The following is a 15,465-nucleotide window of genomic DNA, read 5'->3' on the forward strand; positions in this document are numbered from 1 at the left end:
CCATGGCTGAGATGATCTCCTTTCACCTGGATGTGGTGAGCGCCGAAGGAAAACTGTTTTCCGGTCGCGTGCAATCTGCCCAGGTATCAGGCTCCGAAGGTGAGCTGGGTCTCCGCCACGGTCATGCTCCGTTGCTGACTGCCATCAAGCCGGGCCTGGTCCGCTTGATCAAGCAAAATGGTAGCGAAGAGGTGCTGTACATCTCCGGCGGCATGCTGGAAGTACAACCCGAAGCCGTGACCGTGCTGGCCGATACCGCCATTCGCGCCGACGATCTGGATGAGGCGAAAGCCCAGGAAGCCAAGCGTCGTGCCGAAGAGCGGATCAACAGCTCCCATGGTGATATCGACTATGCTCAGGCGTCTGCCGAGCTGGCCAAAGCGATGGCCCAGTTGCGGGTTATCGATATCGTCAAAAAGAATTACCGTTAATCACGGTGATGCAAAAGATGCAAAAAGCGACCTTCGGGTCGCTTTTTTTTTGCCCGTTGGATAGACTCCGCCCAGCATTTCCACCTGTTTCAAAGGCTAGCTATGTCTCTCAACGTCGTGATCCTGGCTGCGGGCAAAGGCACCCGCATGCGTTCCTCCCTGCCCAAGGTGCTGCACCCCGTTGCCAGCAAGCCCATGGTCTCCCATGTGATCGAGACCGCCCGCCAGATCGGTGCCGAACAGCTGCACCTAGTCTATGGCCACGGCGCCGAACTGCTGAAGGAGCGGATCCAGGCATCCGACCTGAACTGGGTGCTGCAGGCCCAGCAACTGGGAACCGGCCATGCCGTTGCCCAGGCCATTCCGTTCTGGCATGACGAAGACGACGTGCTGGTGCTCTACGGCGATACCCCGCTGATCCAGCCCGAGACCCTGCAACGGTTGCTGGCCGCCAAGACCGACGATGGCATGGCGCTGCTGACCGTGGTACTGGACAACCCGACCGGCTATGGCCGCATCGTGCGGGAACATGGTCAGGTGGTCGGCATTGTCGAGCAGAAGGATGCGAACGCCGAGCAGCTGGCCATCCGCGAAGTGAACACCGGCGTGCTGGTGGCCAACGGTGGTCAGCTGCGTAGCTGGCTCTCCCGCCTGGACAACAAGAATGCCCAGGGCGAGTTCTATCTGACCGACGTCATCGCCATGGCCCATGGGGATGGCTGTGCCATCGCCGCCGTCCACCCTGACAGCGCCATGGAAGTGGAAGGGGCCAACAACCGGGTGCAGCTGGCTGCGCTTGAGCGCAGCTACCAGCAAATGCAGGCCGAGAAGCTGATGATCGCCGGCGCCACCCTGATCGATCCGGCCCGTTTCGATCTGCGCGGCACCCTGGAAATCGGGGAGGAGGTGGTGATCGACGTCAACGTCATCATCGAAGGCAAGGTGGTGCTGGGCAATCACGTGCGCATCGGTGCCGGCAGCGTGCTGAAGGATTGCGTCATCGGCGACCACACCGAGGTGAAACCCTACTCCGTCATCGAAGGTGCGCAAATTGCCGACCAGTGCTCGGTCGGGCCCTTTACCCGCCTGCGCCCGGGTGCCGTGCTGGAGCAGGATGCCCATGTCGGCAACTTCGTCGAGATGAAGAAGGCGCGGCTGGGTATGGGCTCGAAGTGCGGTCATCTGACCTATCTGGGGGATGCGGACGTCGGCGCCAAGGTGAACATCGGTGCTGGCACCATCACCTGCAATTACGACGGGGTGAACAAGTTCCAGACCATCATCGAGGACGATGTCTTCGTCGGCTCCGATACCCAGCTGGTGGCGCCGGTGCGGATCGGCAAGGGGGCGACCCTGGGAGCGGGTTCCACCATCACCAAGGATGTGGCGGAAAACGAGCTGGTGATCACCCGGGTGCCCCAGCGCCACATTCCGAACTGGGCTCGCCCGGTCAAGAAGAAGTGATGCCCGATCAATGAAATGCAAACCGGCGCCCGAGGGCGCCGGTTTTTTTGCTTATGGCTGATGACTGGTGTCACTGGTCGATGGCTGGGGGGCCGCCCATGCGGTGGCGGAGGGACTGTTCTCCATCACCTGATACCAGTCGAGCTTGCGAGTCAGCCCCATGACCAGCGCCAGGGTGGCGAACAGCAGCAGGGCGCCGAGCAACAGGGCTGTCTCCTCGGCCTGCAGCAGCCCGAACAGGATGGCGTAGACCAGCCCCAGCAGGGCGGCGAATCCCATGCCCTGTTTCGGGCCGCCCAGTACATGGCTCAGGTAGAAGCCGTTGAGGGCCACACTGGCCAGGGCGGCAATGAGATAGGCCCAGGCAAAGCCGAGATGCTCGGTCAGCGCCAGCAGCACCAGATAGAAGATGGCCAGCCCCATGCCCACCAGTGCGTACTGGATGGGGTGTACCCGCAGCCCCTTGAGCAGCTCGAACATGAAGAAACTGATGAAGGTGAGGCCGATGAACAGCAGGGCATATTTGGCGGCCCGCTCGTTCAGCTGATAGTGATCCACCGGTTGCACCAGGCTGACGCTGAATGACGGCAGTTTGGTACCGGCTCCCTTCATCATGCGGTTGAAGCGGCTCTCCATGTCGGTGGCGAACCAGCTGGTCTGCCAGCTTGCCTCGAACCCTTGATCCGCAAGGGTGCGTTCACCGGGCAGAAAGTCGCCGAGAAAATTGGGATGGGGCCAGTTGCCGTTCAGGTGAAACCGGCTGTCCTGTCCGAGCGGCACCACTTCCAGCGCATTCATGCCCTGCAGATCCAGCTCGATGTGAAAGCGGCCATCTTCGTCTGGCAAGGCGTCGAGCGGGGCATGGATCCCCACTCGCCCGTCCCCCAGCTGGGCACCAGGGGCAAACGGGATGCGTTGCTCTCCCCATTGCAGTTCGGGTACGCGGCTGATGCCCCGGGCATCGGAGAGGATCAGGCTGAGATAGGGTTTGCCCGGCACCAGGGCGGGATCCGCCGGGTCGAAGCTCAGGTTCGGGTTGCCGGCCACCAGCCCCTTGTCAGCCAGGCTGGTGGGCATCAGGCCGGAGAGGGAGAGGCGACTGTGATAAATCTGGGCCTGATAGATGCCGAGCTTGCGCGGGGTCACCTCCATGCTGGCCCGCACGTCCAGCCTCTGGGGCAGCAGGTAGCGATAGACCTGCTCCTTGCGCACGAAATGTTTGCCATCCTGCTCGACGGTGACGGCCCGGGTATAGGGCTGCACCAGTACGGGCCCCATCAGGCGCTGAGGCCCGCTGTGGCTGGCCATGATGCTGTGAATGGCCTGATTGCGATAGGCCTGGCGCTCCCGATTCAGCTCCATGATGGCGTGAACCGGGATCATCATCAGCAGGCAGAGCAACAGCAGCAGGGCGATCTTGTGGGTGAAAATCTGTTTGACCATGACACGTCTCCTTGTTGTTGAACGGGAGTGTGCCGGGGTCGCGTGAAGGGAGGATGGGGCAGTGTGAAGTGGTGGTGAAGGGGGATAAAAAAACCGGCGCCAGGCGCCGGTGTTGCTGGCATCAGAGTGTCTTCAACCGGGCCGGCAGGGCGGCGAACACCTCCTCCCTGGCCCTGAGGGAAGCGAACTGCTTGCCCGGCTTCTGGATAACGGTGTGGACGAAGATGAGCGTCTTGTCCTGTTTGCTGGCCCAGCCGACGAACCAGCCGATCTGCTGCTCCCTGTCCAGGCTGCCATCCAGCAGCTTGGGGTAACCCATGCCGGTCTTGCCGTGGATCTGCCAACCGTCGATGTCGGGCTGACGCATCAGGTTGGCGGTATGGCGCAGGGTCTTGGCGGAGACCGGCAGCTTGCCGCTCACCATTTTCCCAAGGAAGCGGGCTTGCTCCTGGGGGCTGATGGCGAGGCTGGCGCTGAGCCAGGCCTGGGTCAGACCGTCGTGCTTGCCCGGGTTGCCTTCGAGATCCCGGTTGCCGTAGTCGAAGCTGTCCACGTAGTGCTGGAAGCGAGCCTCTCCCAGCCACTCGGTGAGGCGCTGCGAGTACCAGATGACCGAGAATTGCATCCAGCTGCTCGGGGTGGTGGTCTGTTTCCACTCCGGCAGGAAATCAGGATCACCGGCCTTGAACGGCAGGGCCGGCAGTTGTTCATCCACCAGAAAGCCGCTGTCATAGCCCATCAGTGCCAGCGGGATCTTGAAGGTGGAGGCCGGGGTCAACTGTGCGGCACAGTCCCCCTGGGTGCTGACGGGTTTGCCGGTGCCATCGGCAAACAGCATGCAGCCAGAAGCGGCGCTGGCAGGCAGTGCACAGAAGAGGCCGGCGGCAAGCAGACCGGACAACAGCATACGGGGCATATCTATCTCCTTGATTAATATGAATGCGCATCGACGGGGACGGTCGTCATCGAGGAGGTGCAGCTTAGCCCGGCTCTGTGTGCTTGGTGTGAAGTGTCCTCAGTTGCCGGGCAGCCAGAGTGTGGCCATCACCCCCCCGCCCGGCTGATTGGCAAGAGCAAGATGGCCGCCATGCTGGCGTGCCACCTCCATGGCAAAACTGAGCCCGAGGCCGCTGCTTTTTCCCTTGTCTGGCCTTGGCAGGGAGTAGAAACGCTCGAAAATCCTGGGCAGCGCAAAGTCGGGAATGCCTGGACCCTGATCCCGCACCCGGAAGCAGTAACCCCCCTCCTCCATGGCGCCGCTCAGCACCAGGGTGCTGCCGGCGGGGGCAAAATCGAGGGCGTTGTCCAGCAGGTTGCCAAGGGCCTGCTCCACCAGCAGGGGATCCCACTTCTGCTTCTGACCTTCCCCCAGCTCGGCGTGCAGGGAGATCTGGCGGCGCTGGGCCTGGATCTGGCGGGCGTCGAGCACCCGTCTGCCCAGCCGGGCAGGCTCGACGGATTGTCTGTCCAGCCCCTGCCCTGATTCGAGGCGGGCGAGTTGCAGCATGCGCTCGATCAGCTGCTGCATGCGGGCCGTCTCCAGATTGATGTTGCCGATAAAGCGCTTTGCGATGTCCGGCGGCGGCGCCTCGGCCAGGATCTCCCCCGCCCCGCGAATGGCCGCCAGCGGGCTTTTGAGCTCGTGGGTCAGGCTGTGGACATAGGCCTCGATATAGGCCTTGCCGTCCAGTTGGCGGCGCATGGTCTCCAGGGAGTGGCCTAGCCTGTCCAGTTCGGGGCTGTAGAGGCGCGGCAGGCTGGCGGGCTGACCCTGGCTGATTGCATCTGCATAGTGCACCAGCTTGCCGATGGCGCGGTTGAGCCACCACACCAGCAAGGCGCCGATGAGCAGCGAGATGAACAGCAGCAGGGCCGCCCCTTTCAGCAACTGGTCTTCGCTGCGCTCTATCATGGGCTGCAGGGTGCTGTTGGGCTTGGCGACGGTGAGGGAGCCGAGGATGTCATCCCCTTCCCGCAGCGGGGCGGCCACGTGCATCACCGAGCTGGCGGGATCGTCGGGGTCGCTGCGGGTGCTGCGGGCGCCATATTCGCCACGCAGGGTCAGGTAGACGTCGTTCCAGCGCGAGTAGTCCTTGCCCAGATCCACCCCGTCCGAGTCGTAGACCACCCTGCCTTTTGCGTCGGTCACATAGATGCGGTACTCCGCCTGCTGCTTGAGGTGGCCATCGATGAGGGCATTGATGGGACTCTGGTTGAGGCGGGCGAAGGCGCTGGCCAGCCGGCCATTCGCCATCTTGCCTTCCTGCATGTCGTCCAGGGCCAGGGGGGCCAGCATCTGGGCCATGTCCACCAGGGTATCTTCGGTGGCGCTGCGTACCCCGGGCTTGATCTCCTCGACGAAGATCTCCAGCACGAACCAGGCGGCCAGGGCGAAGATCAGCACCAGGCCGCACAGCAGTTGCAATCCGATTCTCATCTCATCCCCCTGCCGATGCCCGGCCACCCCGAGTTCATGCCAGCTCCAGACTGTAGCCCAGCCCGCGGTGGGTCAGGATCAGGTTGGCGTCAGGGTCCCGCTCCCGCAGCTTGGCCCGCAGAGTCTTGATGTGGGTATCGACGGTGCGATCCAGACTCTCTTCCGCATCCTGCCACACCAGATCCATCAGCTGCTGGCGGGAGTAGACCCGACCCGGCGCCAGCATCAGGGTCTTGAGCAGCAGGTACTCATAGCGGGTGAGCGTCAGGGGCTGGCCCAGGAAGCAGATTCGTGCCCGCTCCTCGTCCAGGGCGAGTGGCTGTATCGGCTGGTAGGGGGCGGGCTGGCTGCGGCGCAGGATGACCCGCACCCGGGCGCACACCTCACGGGGTGAGAAGGGTTTGGCCACATAGTCGTCTGCCCCTATCTCCAGCCCGATCAGCCTGTCTATCTCCTCGCTGCGAGCGGTGAGAAACATCAGGGGAATATCGGTCAGTGCCCGCACCCGCTTGCACAGTTCAAAACCGCTGATATCCGGCAGCCCCACATCCAGGATCAAAAAATCCGGTCGCGTCTGTTCCAGTCGCGCCAGCAACGGCTGACCGAGGGGAAACCACTCCACCTCGAAACCGTCGGTCTGCAGCGCATAGATCAGGGTGTCGGCGATGCTGGCTTCATCTTCCACCAGCCAGATGGTTCGTTTTTGCATGGCATCCTCGTCGCAAATCAGCTGCCCCATTCTGGCATCGAACCAAATCGGATCCTATTTGCCGTTTGATTTTTTCAAAAAAGGTATTAATATTTCGCAATTCTTTCGAATCGAAACTTAAAGATGACCAAACGTAATACTCAGCAGCGCCGTCACACCATAGTGAGCCTGGTGCAGGAGCAAGGTGAAGTCAGCGTCGATGCCCTGGCCAAACACTTCGCCACCTCCGAAGTGACCATCCGCAAAGATCTGGCGGTGCTGGAGACCGGTGGCCTGCTGCTGCGCCGTTACGGCGGTGCCGTTCCCCTGCCCTCAGAGATGGTGGTGGAGAGCAATCCCGAGCAAGTTTCGAAACGAAAGCTGGCGATCGCCCGAGCCGCCGCCGAACGGATCCGTGATCACAATCGCGTCATCATCGACAGCGGCAGTACGACCAGCGCCATGATCCCCATGCTGGGCAACAAGCGCGGTCTCATCGTGATGACCAACTCCCTCAACGTGGCCGGCGCCCTGCGCGAGCTGGAGAACGAACCCACCCTGCTGATGACCGGCGGTACCTGGGATCCCCACTCCGAATCCTTCCAGGGACAAGTGGCGGAGCAGGTGCTGCGCTCCTATGACTTCGACCAGCTGTTCATCGGTGCCGACGGCATCGATCCGGAGCGCGGTACCACCACCTTCAACGAGCTGGTGGGCCTCTCCCGGGTCATGGCCGAGGTGTCGCGGGAGGTCATCGTCATGGTGGAGTCGGAGAAGATCGGCCGCAAGATCCCCAATCTCGAACTGCCCTGGTCCGGCATCCATACCCTGGTGACCGACGAGGGGCTGGCCAGTGCGGCCAGAGAACAGATCCAGGCCAGGGGGATCCAGCTGATTTGCGCCCCCGTGGCCGTTTGACCTGAACAAACCATTATCCAACCGAATTAACGTCTTACGTCTCAAGGAGAAGTGTATGTGTGGCATCGTCGGGGCCGTCGCCCAACGTGATGTGGCTGAAATCCTGGTAGAGGGCCTGCGCCGTCTGGAATACCGTGGCTACGATTCGGCCGGTGTCGCCGTGTTCAGCGCCAACCAGCCGCTGCAGCGGGTGCGTCGGCTGGGCAAGGTGGCCGAACTGGCCAAGGCGCTGGAAGAGCAGTCCGTCCACGGTGGTACCGGCATTGCCCACACCCGCTGGGCTACCCATGGCGAGCCGTCCGAGCGCAACGCTCACCCTCACGTCTCCGAGCATATCGTGGTGGTGCACAACGGCATCATCGAGAACCACGAAGAGCTGCGTGAAGAGCTCAAGGCGCTGGGCTATGTGTTCAGCTCCGACACCGACACCGAGGTGATTGCCCACCTGGTGCACCACGAGCTGAAATCCGCTCCCAGCCTGCTGGCGGCCATGCAGGTAGCGGTGAAGCAGCTGCGCGGCGCCTACGGTACCGTGGTGATGGACAGCCGTGACGACAGCCGTGTGGTGGTGGCCCGCTCCGGCTCCCCGCTGGTGATCGGCCGCGGCATCGGCGAGAACTTCATCGCCTCCGACCAGATGGCACTGCTGCCGGTGACCCGCCGCTTCATCTTCCTGGAAGAGGGTGACGTGGCCGAAGTGACCCGCCGCGACGTACACATCTTCGATACCCACGGCGAGGTCGTGGTGCGCGAGGAGCTGGAGTCCGAGCTCTCCCACGATGCCGGTGACAAGGGTGAATACCGTCACTACATGCTGAAAGAGATCTACGAGCAACCCAAGGCCATCACCAATACCCTGGAAGGTCGTCTGGGTTCGGATCACGTGGTGGTCGAGTCGTTCGGCAACGGCGCCCGCGCCATCTTCGACAAGGTCGAGCACGTCCAGATCGTCGCCTGCGGCACCTCCTACAACTCCGGCATGGTGGCGCGCTACTGGTTTGAAGAGATCGCCGGCGTCTCCTGCGACGTGGAGATCGCCTCCGAGTTCCGCTACCGCAAGTCGGTGGTGCGCCCCAACAGCCTGTTGGTGACCCTGTCCCAGAGCGGCGAGACCGCCGATACCCTGGCCGCCCTGCGCCTGGCCAAGGAGTCCGGCTACATGAGCTCGCTGGCCATCTGCAACGTGCCGGGCTCTTCCCTGGTGCGCGAATCCGACCTGGCCTTTATGACCCGGGCTGGTGCCGAGATCGGGGTGGCCTCCACCAAGGCGTTCACCACCCAGCTGGCTGGTCTGCTGATGTTGGTGGCTTCGGTCGGTCACTGCCGTGGCAACCTGAGTGCCGCCGCCGAGGCCGAACTGGTCAAGGCGCTGCAAGCCCTGCCGCTGCGTATTAAAGAGAGCCTGGCGCTGGCTAAGGATATCGAAGCCCTGGCCGAAGAGTTTGCCGACAAGCACCACAGCCTGTTCCTCGGTCGTGGCAGCCAGTATCCCATCGCCATGGAAGGGGCGCTCAAGCTCAAAGAGATCTCCTACATCCACGCCGAGGCCTATGCCGCCGGTGAGCTCAAGCACGGCCCGCTGGCGCTGATCGATGCCGAGATGCCCATCATCGTCGTGGCGCCGAACAACGATCTGCTGGAGAAGCTCAAGTCCAACGTGGAAGAGGTGCGTGCCCGTGGCGGAATCCTCTACGTGTTCGCCGATGCGGACGCCGGCTTCAAGAGCGACGAGACCATGCGGGTGATGAGCCTGAACCACGTGGAAGAGATGATCGCGCCGATCGTCTATACCGTGCCGTTGCAGTTGCTCTCCTACCACGTCGCCCTCATCAAGGGCACCGACGTGGATCAGCCGCGCAACCTGGCCAAATCCGTGACTGTGGAATAAGCCGTCGCCGGAAATGAAAAAAGAGCCGCATTGCGGCTCTTCTTGTTTTGGCAAAACAGGCTACGACAGCCGCAGGTTGGTGATGGTCACGTCGTCCAGAGAAGGCACAATGATGCCGCTGGAGATGCTCTTGGCGATTGCCTGGTTGCGGTTGCGCGAATCCGTCTTGTTGGTGACCTGATTGAGGTGGAAGTTCACGGTTCGCTCGCTGATGCCGAGGATGGTGGCGATCTCCCAGGAGGTCTTGCCCTCGCTGGCCCAGAAAAGGCATTCCTTCTCCCGATCCGACAGCTCGGCCAGGTATTTCATCAGATCTGGCCTGGCCTTGATGAGGGTCAGGGCCGAGTTGAAGATGTAGCTGGCGCAGAATGACAGCAGGGGAACGTTTTCAAACATCAGATCGGAATTGGACTTCTCCTTGCTGATGAAAGAGAGGATGCCGTGTTCCCCCTGCGGCGTGTGCAGCGGGAAGGAGACGCCGTTCCTCACCCCGAAGTCGGCGGCGAGGTTCATCACCTCCCTGCTGGCGCTGGGCAACCAGGGGGCATCACAATCGAGCTTGTTCCAGAAGATGGGCTGGGTCTGCTTCAGTCCCAGGAAGACGACCGGATCCTGGGTCAGGTAGTGCCGTTCCGAATAGGCATCAAACCAGCTGGTGGGGCAGTTGTTGAACAAGGCCACATGGGATTTCTGCATGCTGATGGGGAAAATAATCAGCAAACGGAAGTAATCAAACCCCATCTGATGACTGAAGCGCTCCAGTTGTTGCTGGATCTCGCTGGTCTTCTTCGCCTTGGTGAACCGATCTATGTGTTCCCAGATCGCATCGTTAAACATGTAAGTCTCCTTTTTCGATCACTTATCTTGCTGATCGAAAAGACATTTTTTAGTTATTTAAAATGGTGTTGCGACTACCAACGCCAGTTATTCCCGTACTTGTCTAAAAAGTATCCTGTTTTTTCGGCCAGAGGCCAAGAAAATCATCTGATTGCCAGTGACCCTACTCTTTGAGACAATGAGAATAGTTATCATTGTTAAGATTTATATCATGAACAAGTTTTGGGGTCTGGCCTTGTTACCCATGGCCGTTCATTGCGTCGTGTCCGCCGAAGAGGTGGTTGCGCCAGCATTGAAGAACAGTATCGCCGACGGGAAAGCCTCCCAGCTGCGTGTGGAGAAAGCCGCCGATGGCGCCGTCGCCGCCAGGATTGAGCTGCAAAATGCCCAACTGCAACTGCGGGATCTGGAAGCCTACAACCGCTACATGCAGTCTCTGGTGGCCGATCAGCAAAACGAGCTGGGCAAGCTGAGCCAGCAGTTGGAGGCGGTACAGGAGACCAGACAGGGGCTTGTCCCCCTGATGCTGCAGATGCAAGCCGATCTGGAACAGCTGGTACAGGATGACATCCCGCTGCGCAGGGAGGATCGTCTGGCGCGGGTTGCTGCCTTGAAAGCGACGCTGGCCAGAGCCGATGTGAGCGAGGCGGAGAAGTTCCGCCAGCTATTGCAGGCCTATCAGATTGAAGCCGAATACGGCAGCAGGCTGGACCATTATTCCGCCGAGCTGGTGCTGGATGGCGCACCGCGCCGGGTCGATGTGCTGGCTCTGGGTCGGGTCTCCCTGCTGGCGATGACCGCCGATCGCTCCCAGGCGTGGCGTTGGTCTGCCGAGCACAAGCAGTGGCAAGCCCTCGACGGCCAGTGGCTCTCCCCCATCGCCGAGGCGTTGGAAATGGCTGCCGACAAGAAAGTTCCCCAGTTGTTGAATGTCCCCCTTTCCGTCAGCCGTGGTCAGGAGGTCCAGTCATGAGCGTCACCATGAAGTGGTTACCCCTTGCCCTCGCCCTCTCTCTGGGCACCACAGCCGCCGTGGCCGAGGAAGCCTGGCAGCAGCAGGAACAGGCCCGTGAGCAGAAGGCTCAGCAGGATCTGGCGTCTGTCTCCAGGGAGCTGAGCAGTGCCCGTACCAAGCTGGCCGAGGCCCAGCGCCTGAGCAAGGAGCTGGCCAGCCAGTTCGCGGCCAATGAAAAGCAGCTGGTGGAGCTCAATACCCAATGGGAGCAAGCCTCCGGCGACATGAACGACATCTTTGCGGTCACCCGTCAGGGCGCCAGCGATGCGGTCAAGTTGCTGAGCGAATCCGCCGTCGAGGGCCAGTATCCTGATCGTCTCGCCCCGCTGAAAACCATGGCACAGGATAAACAGGTGCCTGATCGCGCCGCCCTTGCCCTGCTGCCAGCCACCTTGCTGCAGGAGATCCGCGAATCGGGCCGGGTTGCCCAGTTCAACGGCAAGGTGCTTGATGCCCAGGGCGTTGCCAGCGAGCAGACGTTGACCCGGATCGGCAGCTTCGCCCTGCTGGGCGATGCTGGTTTCTTGCAACCGGGGGCCGAAGGCCTGAGTCCGGTGCTGGGCCTGCCAGGCAGCGTGCTTTCCGCTGTGGCCGCTTATCAGGGTCAGGAGGGAGAAGCGTTGCCGCTGGATCCCTCCCACGGTGTTCTGCTCGATATGCTGGCCCAGGCGCCCACCTTCTGGCAGCAAGTCCAGCAGGGCGGCCAGGTCGGCGCCATCATCGTGCTGCTGGCAGCCATCGGCCTGGGGATCGCTGGAGTACGGCTGTGGAGCCTCTCTCGCGAACTGGGTCGGGTTCGTCGCCAGCTCAAGAGCGGTGAATATCATGCCGACAACGCCCTCGGCCGGGTGCTGACGGTGGCTGACAAGCATCCAGAACTGAGCATGGAGACCCTCGAACTGCGTCTGGATGAGGCGATCCTGCAGGAGACCCCTCGCCTGGAGCGCGGCATCGGCATGGTCAAGGTGATCGCGGCCATCGCCCCCATGCTGGGTCTGCTCGGGACAGTGACCGGTATGATCGGCACCTTCCAGGCCATCACCCAGTTCGGTACCGGCGATCCCAAGATCATGGCGGGCGGCATCTCCATGGCCCTGGTCACCACGGTGCAGGGTCTGGTAGCGGCCATTCCGCTGATCCTGGCCCACAGCCTGTTGCAGTCCCGTTTCACCGAGCTTTCCAACGTGCTGGAACAGCAGGTGGCCGGGATCCTGGCCGAGCGGGCCGAAAGCAATGGTGACAGGGTGGAGCGGGTAGCATGATGCTCGACATCTGGCAGCAGTTGCTGAGCTTCATGGGCCGTGGCGGCCCGGTGCTCTGGGTCATTCTGGCCTTGCTGGTGCTGATGTGGATTCTGATGATCGAGCGGTTGCTCTACCTCAACCTGGGGTTTGCACCGTTGCAGCGCCAGCTGCTGGGCCGCTGGCAGGCGCGTCGCGAGCGTCACAGCTGGCACGCTCGCGCGATTCGCGGGCGCTGGCTGGCAGAAGTGGAGCTGGCGCTCAACCGTCATCTGATCTTCATCCGCACCCTGGTGGTGCTCTGCCCCATGCTGGGGTTGCTGGGTACAGTGACCGGCATGATAGGCGTATTCGATGCGCTGGCTGCGGCCAACCGCTTTAACCCGGAGAGCATGGCGGGCGGGATCTCACGCGCCACCATCCCCACCATGGCAGGCATGGTGGTGGCCCTCTCCGGCGTGTTGTTACTTAGCCGGATCGAGAGTCAGGCCAAGCGTGCGCTGGCCAAGACCCGGGACGGCCTGCGAGAAGAGAAGGTAATGCAATGAGACGGCAATCCAAACGCCAGCGCGATGAAGTGCAGATCGACATGACCCCCATGCTGGATATCGTCTTCATCATGCTGATCTTCTTCATCGTGACCACCTCCTTCGTGCGCGAAGCCGGGCTTGAGGTACACAGACCCCAGGCCAGCCAGGCCAAGGCGCAGAAATCGTCCAGCATCATGCTGGCGATCGGCGCTCAGGGGCAGATCTTCCTCGACCGCAAACAGGTGGATGTGGAGCGGGTGCAGGCCACCCTCGCCCGACTGTTGGCGGAGCAGCCCGAGGCAAGCCTGGTGATCCAGGCCGACGAGCGGGTACCCCACGGCAAGGTGGTGCGGGTGATGGATGAAGCCAAGGCGGCAGGCATCGCCAACATCGCCGTGGCGGTGGCACCGAAATGAAACACAAGTTGATGAGCCTGGGACTGGGGATCGCCCTCAGTCTGGGCATCCTGTTGTTCATGGCCACCCTGGTGGAGCCGCCCGGAGGGGAGAAGGCGACCACAGAGCAGAAATCCATCGTCATCAACATGCAGAACGAGGTGACCGAGGTACAGGTGCGTGAACGGCCGGTACCCCAGGAGCCGGAACCCTTGCCGGAGCCGCCTGCCGCGCTGGCTTCGACACCGCTGCCCATGCCGGCGGCGGCCCCGTTGCCTTCGGTACAGCCGAGCCTGGATCTGGTCTCGACCCTGAGCGCGGTACAGGTCTCTGCCCCTGGCGTGGCGACCAGCCCCACTCCGATCGCGAGCGGCAATTTCCATGGTCAGCAGCAGGGTACCGGGATCGGTGCCGGCGACATGCTGATGCCGCTGCAACGGGTTGAGCCTGTTTATCCCTACCGGGCCCAGCAGGCCGGCATCGAGGGGTCCGTGACCTTGCGTTTCAGCGTCGATGCAGACGGCCGGGTACAGGATGTGGAGGTGGTCGAGGCGAAGCCGAAGCGTCAGTTCGAGCGAGCGGCCATTCAGGCGATCAACAAGTGGCGCTATCAGCCTAGGCCGGGCGCCACCGACAAGCTGGTGCAAGTCATCACGCTCAAATTCAAATTGGAGTCATAACCATGTTGCGGATCTGGATCTGTCTGCTGGCCCTGGTCAGCCAAGCCTGTCTGGCGATGGAGGTGAGCCCTCATTTCTCCCGCCAGCTGGAGCCCGTGATGAAGCTCTATCAATCTGGCCAGTGGCAACAGGCCCAGAGCAAGGCGGCTGTGCTCAAACCCGGTTCCGAGGCTGAGCACGCCTGGCTGGCGCAGTTACAGGCCTCTCTGGCCGCCAACCTGCAGCAGACCGCACAGGCGAGTCGCTACGTGGAGCAGGCTCTTGCCTATAAAGAGTGGCCAGAGCAGCAACGACTTCAGTTGTTGCGTCTGCGAGGGGATATCCAGGCCCAGCAATCCAACTGGCCCGGCGCCATCGCCAGCTACAAGGCCGCATTGGCCATCAAGGCTGACGATGCCTTGCGTCTGCGCTTGGCTGGCCTCTATTACCACAACAAGCAGTACGGCGAGGCAGCCAGCCAGAGTGAACAACTGTTGAAGAAAAGCTGGCAGAAGCAGGCAGCCATCATCCGCCTCTCCGCCCTCACTGCATTGCAGCGTTACGGCGTGGCTGCGGATCAGGCCGAAGAGCTGATCCGCCGCGAGCCAAAAGGGAGCAAGTGGTGGCAGCAGGCTGTGTCGCTCAATCTCTCCGCCAAGCGTGGTGATCGAGCGCTTGCACTGCTGCAAACTGCCATCGACCGTCAACTGATGGATGATGCCGCCGCCCGCAACCAGCTAATCCGCCTGTATGCCTGGCAGGGACTGCCCTATCGCGGTGCGCGTCTGCTGGAGTCTGCCATGGCCAAGGGACAGATGAAGCAGAGCGCAGAGAATCGCCAATTGCTGGCCCAGTTGTGGGAAGGGGCACGTGAGTGGCCGAAGGCTGTGGACAGCTGGCAACTGCTTGCCCGGGAACATGCTCACCCCAAGGCCGCCATGCGTGCCGCCGAACTGCTGCTGCAACAGGGCAAGACGGATGCCGCCATGACCCAGCTCGCGGCCATCAAGTCGATGAAAGGAGAGCAGGGCAACAGAGCCAAGGCCCTGCTGGTGCAGGCACACCTCAATAAAGAACAATATGCTCAGGCGCTGGTATTGGCTCGCGAGCTGCAGCAGCAGAACAACTGGCAAGACAGGGCGACCAGCTGGGTCAACTACATTCAGGCCCAGACTGACGGTATGAACAAAAAAGCGGCATGAAACAGGGGTAAACTCTCATTTCATGGGGTTTAGCCTGCTTTTTCAGCAAACGAGCGCATTTTTACAAAAAGCCCTTGTCATCCCGGCGCGGCTCCCTATAATGCGCCCCTACCAGCACGGCGGACCACGCCAACCTGATGAGCCAGCTTCCTTAGGAAGTGGGCGCCGAAAGAAAAGCGAAAACAATCGCTTGACTTTCGAAGTGAGGGGCGTAAGATGCGCCTCCTCAACGCGATAAGCGTGACGCTCTTTAACAATTTGAATCAAGCAATCTGTGTGGGCACTCACAGCATCGAGCATCAAAAACAATTTTTGAT

Annotated in this window: 15 protein-coding genes; 10 read left to right on the forward strand and 5 right to left on the reverse strand. The window is 61.7% G+C overall.

Features of this window, described 5'->3' with window-relative positions:
* Nucleotides 1-2 precede the first annotated feature (2 nt).
* Both AB5Y89_RS18880 and glmU read left to right on the forward strand, forming a co-directional pair.
* Nucleotides 3-431 carry a F0F1 ATP synthase subunit epsilon gene (locus AB5Y89_RS18880; protein WP_010672259.1) on the forward strand — a complete coding sequence of 143 codons (429 nt, stop codon included), beginning with the start codon at nucleotides 3-5 and terminating at the stop codon, nucleotides 429-431.
* A 102-nt stretch (nucleotides 432-533) separates the two neighbouring features.
* A complete protein-coding gene (glmU, locus tag AB5Y89_RS18885) occupies nucleotides 534-1,895 on the forward strand; it encodes a bifunctional UDP-N-acetylglucosamine diphosphorylase/glucosamine-1-phosphate N-acetyltransferase GlmU (RefSeq protein ID WP_216944866.1) in 1,362 nt (453 codons plus the stop codon).
* A 51-nt stretch (nucleotides 1,896-1,946) separates the two neighbouring features.
* On the opposite strand, the gene creD is transcribed toward glmU, so the two are convergent.
* The 4 genes from creD to blrA all read right to left on the reverse strand — a co-directional run bounded on the left by creD (nucleotide 1,947) and on the right by blrA (nucleotide 6,484).
* Complete coding sequence (gene creD, locus AB5Y89_RS18890) at nucleotides 1,947-3,338, reverse strand: cell envelope integrity protein CreD (protein WP_216944865.1); 1,392 nt, start codon at nucleotides 3,336-3,338, stop codon at nucleotides 1,947-1,949.
* Between the two features lie 121 nt (nucleotides 3,339-3,459).
* The gene (locus tag AB5Y89_RS18895) at nucleotides 3,460-4,254 is read right to left on the reverse strand and encodes a class D beta-lactamase OXA-1161 (protein ID WP_151027527.1); all 795 of its coding nucleotides are present in this window, start codon (nucleotides 4,252-4,254) and stop codon (nucleotides 3,460-3,462) included.
* A gap of 99 nt (nucleotides 4,255-4,353) precedes the next feature.
* Nucleotides 4,354-5,775: a beta-lactam sensor histidine kinase BlrB gene (gene blrB / locus AB5Y89_RS18900; protein ID WP_368224276.1), complete on the reverse strand. Its 1,422-nt coding sequence runs from the start codon at nucleotides 5,773-5,775 to the stop codon at nucleotides 4,354-4,356.
* Between the two features lie 34 nt (nucleotides 5,776-5,809).
* Entirely contained in the window at nucleotides 5,810-6,484 is a 675-nt protein-coding gene (blrA, locus tag AB5Y89_RS18905; RefSeq protein WP_319873380.1) for a beta-lactam response regulator transcription factor BlrA, read from the reverse strand.
* 123 nt (nucleotides 6,485-6,607) lie between these two features.
* Here blrA and AB5Y89_RS18910 point away from each other — a divergent pair, with 123 nt between their 5' ends.
* A complete protein-coding gene (locus AB5Y89_RS18910; protein WP_017410463.1) occupies nucleotides 6,608-7,381 on the forward strand; it encodes a DeoR/GlpR family DNA-binding transcription regulator in 774 nt (257 codons plus the stop codon).
* 55 nt (nucleotides 7,382-7,436) lie between these two features.
* A complete protein-coding gene (gene glmS / locus AB5Y89_RS18915) occupies nucleotides 7,437-9,269 on the forward strand; it encodes a glutamine--fructose-6-phosphate transaminase (isomerizing) (protein WP_319873379.1) in 1,833 nt (610 codons plus the stop codon).
* 60 nt (nucleotides 9,270-9,329) lie between these two features.
* On the opposite strand, the gene AB5Y89_RS18920 is transcribed toward glmS, so the two are convergent.
* Nucleotides 9,330-10,106 (reverse strand): LuxR family transcriptional regulator, encoded by a 777-nt coding sequence (locus tag AB5Y89_RS18920; RefSeq protein WP_010672236.1) that lies wholly within the window; start codon nucleotides 10,104-10,106, stop codon nucleotides 9,330-9,332.
* A gap of 211 nt (nucleotides 10,107-10,317) precedes the next feature.
* Between AB5Y89_RS18920 and AB5Y89_RS18925 the strand changes: the two genes are divergently transcribed.
* From AB5Y89_RS18925 to AB5Y89_RS18950, 6 genes are read left to right on the forward strand one after another with little or no spacing between them, the layout of a single operon-like run.
* Complete coding sequence (locus AB5Y89_RS18925; protein ID WP_368224277.1) at nucleotides 10,318-11,079, forward strand: DUF3450 domain-containing protein; 762 nt, start codon at nucleotides 10,318-10,320, stop codon at nucleotides 11,077-11,079.
* Entirely contained in the window at nucleotides 11,076-12,383 is a 1,308-nt protein-coding gene (locus AB5Y89_RS18930; protein ID WP_323932672.1) for a MotA/TolQ/ExbB proton channel family protein, read from the forward strand. The genes AB5Y89_RS18925 and AB5Y89_RS18930 overlap by 4 nt, the downstream gene beginning before the upstream one ends.
* A complete protein-coding gene (locus tag AB5Y89_RS18935; RefSeq protein WP_368224278.1) occupies nucleotides 12,380-12,910 on the forward strand; it encodes a MotA/TolQ/ExbB proton channel family protein in 531 nt (176 codons plus the stop codon). The genes AB5Y89_RS18930 and AB5Y89_RS18935 overlap by 4 nt, the downstream gene beginning before the upstream one ends.
* Nucleotides 12,907-13,308 carry a biopolymer transporter ExbD gene (locus AB5Y89_RS18940; RefSeq protein ID WP_010672232.1) on the forward strand — a complete coding sequence of 134 codons (402 nt, stop codon included), beginning with the start codon at nucleotides 12,907-12,909 and terminating at the stop codon, nucleotides 13,306-13,308. The genes AB5Y89_RS18935 and AB5Y89_RS18940 overlap by 4 nt, the downstream gene beginning before the upstream one ends.
* Nucleotides 13,305-13,967: an energy transducer TonB gene (locus AB5Y89_RS18945; protein WP_323877758.1), complete on the forward strand. Its 663-nt coding sequence runs from the start codon at nucleotides 13,305-13,307 to the stop codon at nucleotides 13,965-13,967. The genes AB5Y89_RS18940 and AB5Y89_RS18945 overlap by 4 nt, the downstream gene beginning before the upstream one ends.
* Before the next feature lie 2 nt (nucleotides 13,968-13,969).
* Nucleotides 13,970-15,148 (forward strand): hypothetical protein, encoded by a 1,179-nt coding sequence (locus AB5Y89_RS18950; RefSeq protein ID WP_368224279.1) that lies wholly within the window; start codon nucleotides 13,970-13,972, stop codon nucleotides 15,146-15,148.
* The last annotated feature ends 317 nt before the right edge of the window (nucleotides 15,149-15,465 follow it).

This window comes from Aeromonas sp. s4 (assembly GCF_040907855.1).
In the GTDB taxonomy this organism is placed as follows: domain Bacteria; phylum Pseudomonadota; class Gammaproteobacteria; order Enterobacterales; family Aeromonadaceae; genus Aeromonas; species Aeromonas caviae.

Bases quoted from the DNA above. Each gene is read 5' to 3' on its own strand.
- AB5Y89_RS18880 (WP_010672259.1), top strand. From the start codon at position 3: ATGGCTGAGATGATCTCCTTTCACCTGGATGTGGTGAGCGCCGAAGGA.
- glmU (WP_216944866.1), top strand. From the start codon at position 534: ATGTCTCTCAACGTCGTGATCCTGGCTGCGGGCAAAGGCACCCGCATG.
- creD (WP_216944865.1), bottom strand. From the start codon at position 3,338: ATGGTCAAACAGATTTTCACCCACAAGATCGCCCTGCTGCTGTTGCTC.
- AB5Y89_RS18895 (WP_151027527.1), bottom strand. From the start codon at position 4,254: ATGCCCCGTATGCTGTTGTCCGGTCTGCTTGCCGCCGGCCTCTTCTGT.
- blrB (WP_368224276.1), bottom strand. From the start codon at position 5,775: ATGAGAATCGGATTGCAACTGCTGTGCGGCCTGGTGCTGATCTTCGCC.
- blrA (WP_319873380.1), bottom strand. From the start codon at position 6,484: ATGCAAAAACGAACCATCTGGCTGGTGGAAGATGAAGCCAGCATCGCC.
- AB5Y89_RS18910 (WP_017410463.1), top strand. From the start codon at position 6,608: ATGACCAAACGTAATACTCAGCAGCGCCGTCACACCATAGTGAGCCTG.
- glmS (WP_319873379.1), top strand. From the start codon at position 7,437: ATGTGTGGCATCGTCGGGGCCGTCGCCCAACGTGATGTGGCTGAAATC.
- AB5Y89_RS18920 (WP_010672236.1), bottom strand. From the start codon at position 10,106: ATGTTTAACGATGCGATCTGGGAACACATAGATCGGTTCACCAAGGCG.
- AB5Y89_RS18925 (WP_368224277.1), top strand. From the start codon at position 10,318: ATGAACAAGTTTTGGGGTCTGGCCTTGTTACCCATGGCCGTTCATTGC.
- AB5Y89_RS18930 (WP_323932672.1), top strand. From the start codon at position 11,076: ATGAGCGTCACCATGAAGTGGTTACCCCTTGCCCTCGCCCTCTCTCTG.
- AB5Y89_RS18935 (WP_368224278.1), top strand. From the start codon at position 12,380: ATGATGCTCGACATCTGGCAGCAGTTGCTGAGCTTCATGGGCCGTGGC.
- AB5Y89_RS18940 (WP_010672232.1), top strand. From the start codon at position 12,907: ATGAGACGGCAATCCAAACGCCAGCGCGATGAAGTGCAGATCGACATG.
- AB5Y89_RS18945 (WP_323877758.1), top strand. From the start codon at position 13,305: ATGAAACACAAGTTGATGAGCCTGGGACTGGGGATCGCCCTCAGTCTG.
- AB5Y89_RS18950 (WP_368224279.1), top strand. From the start codon at position 13,970: ATGTTGCGGATCTGGATCTGTCTGCTGGCCCTGGTCAGCCAAGCCTGT.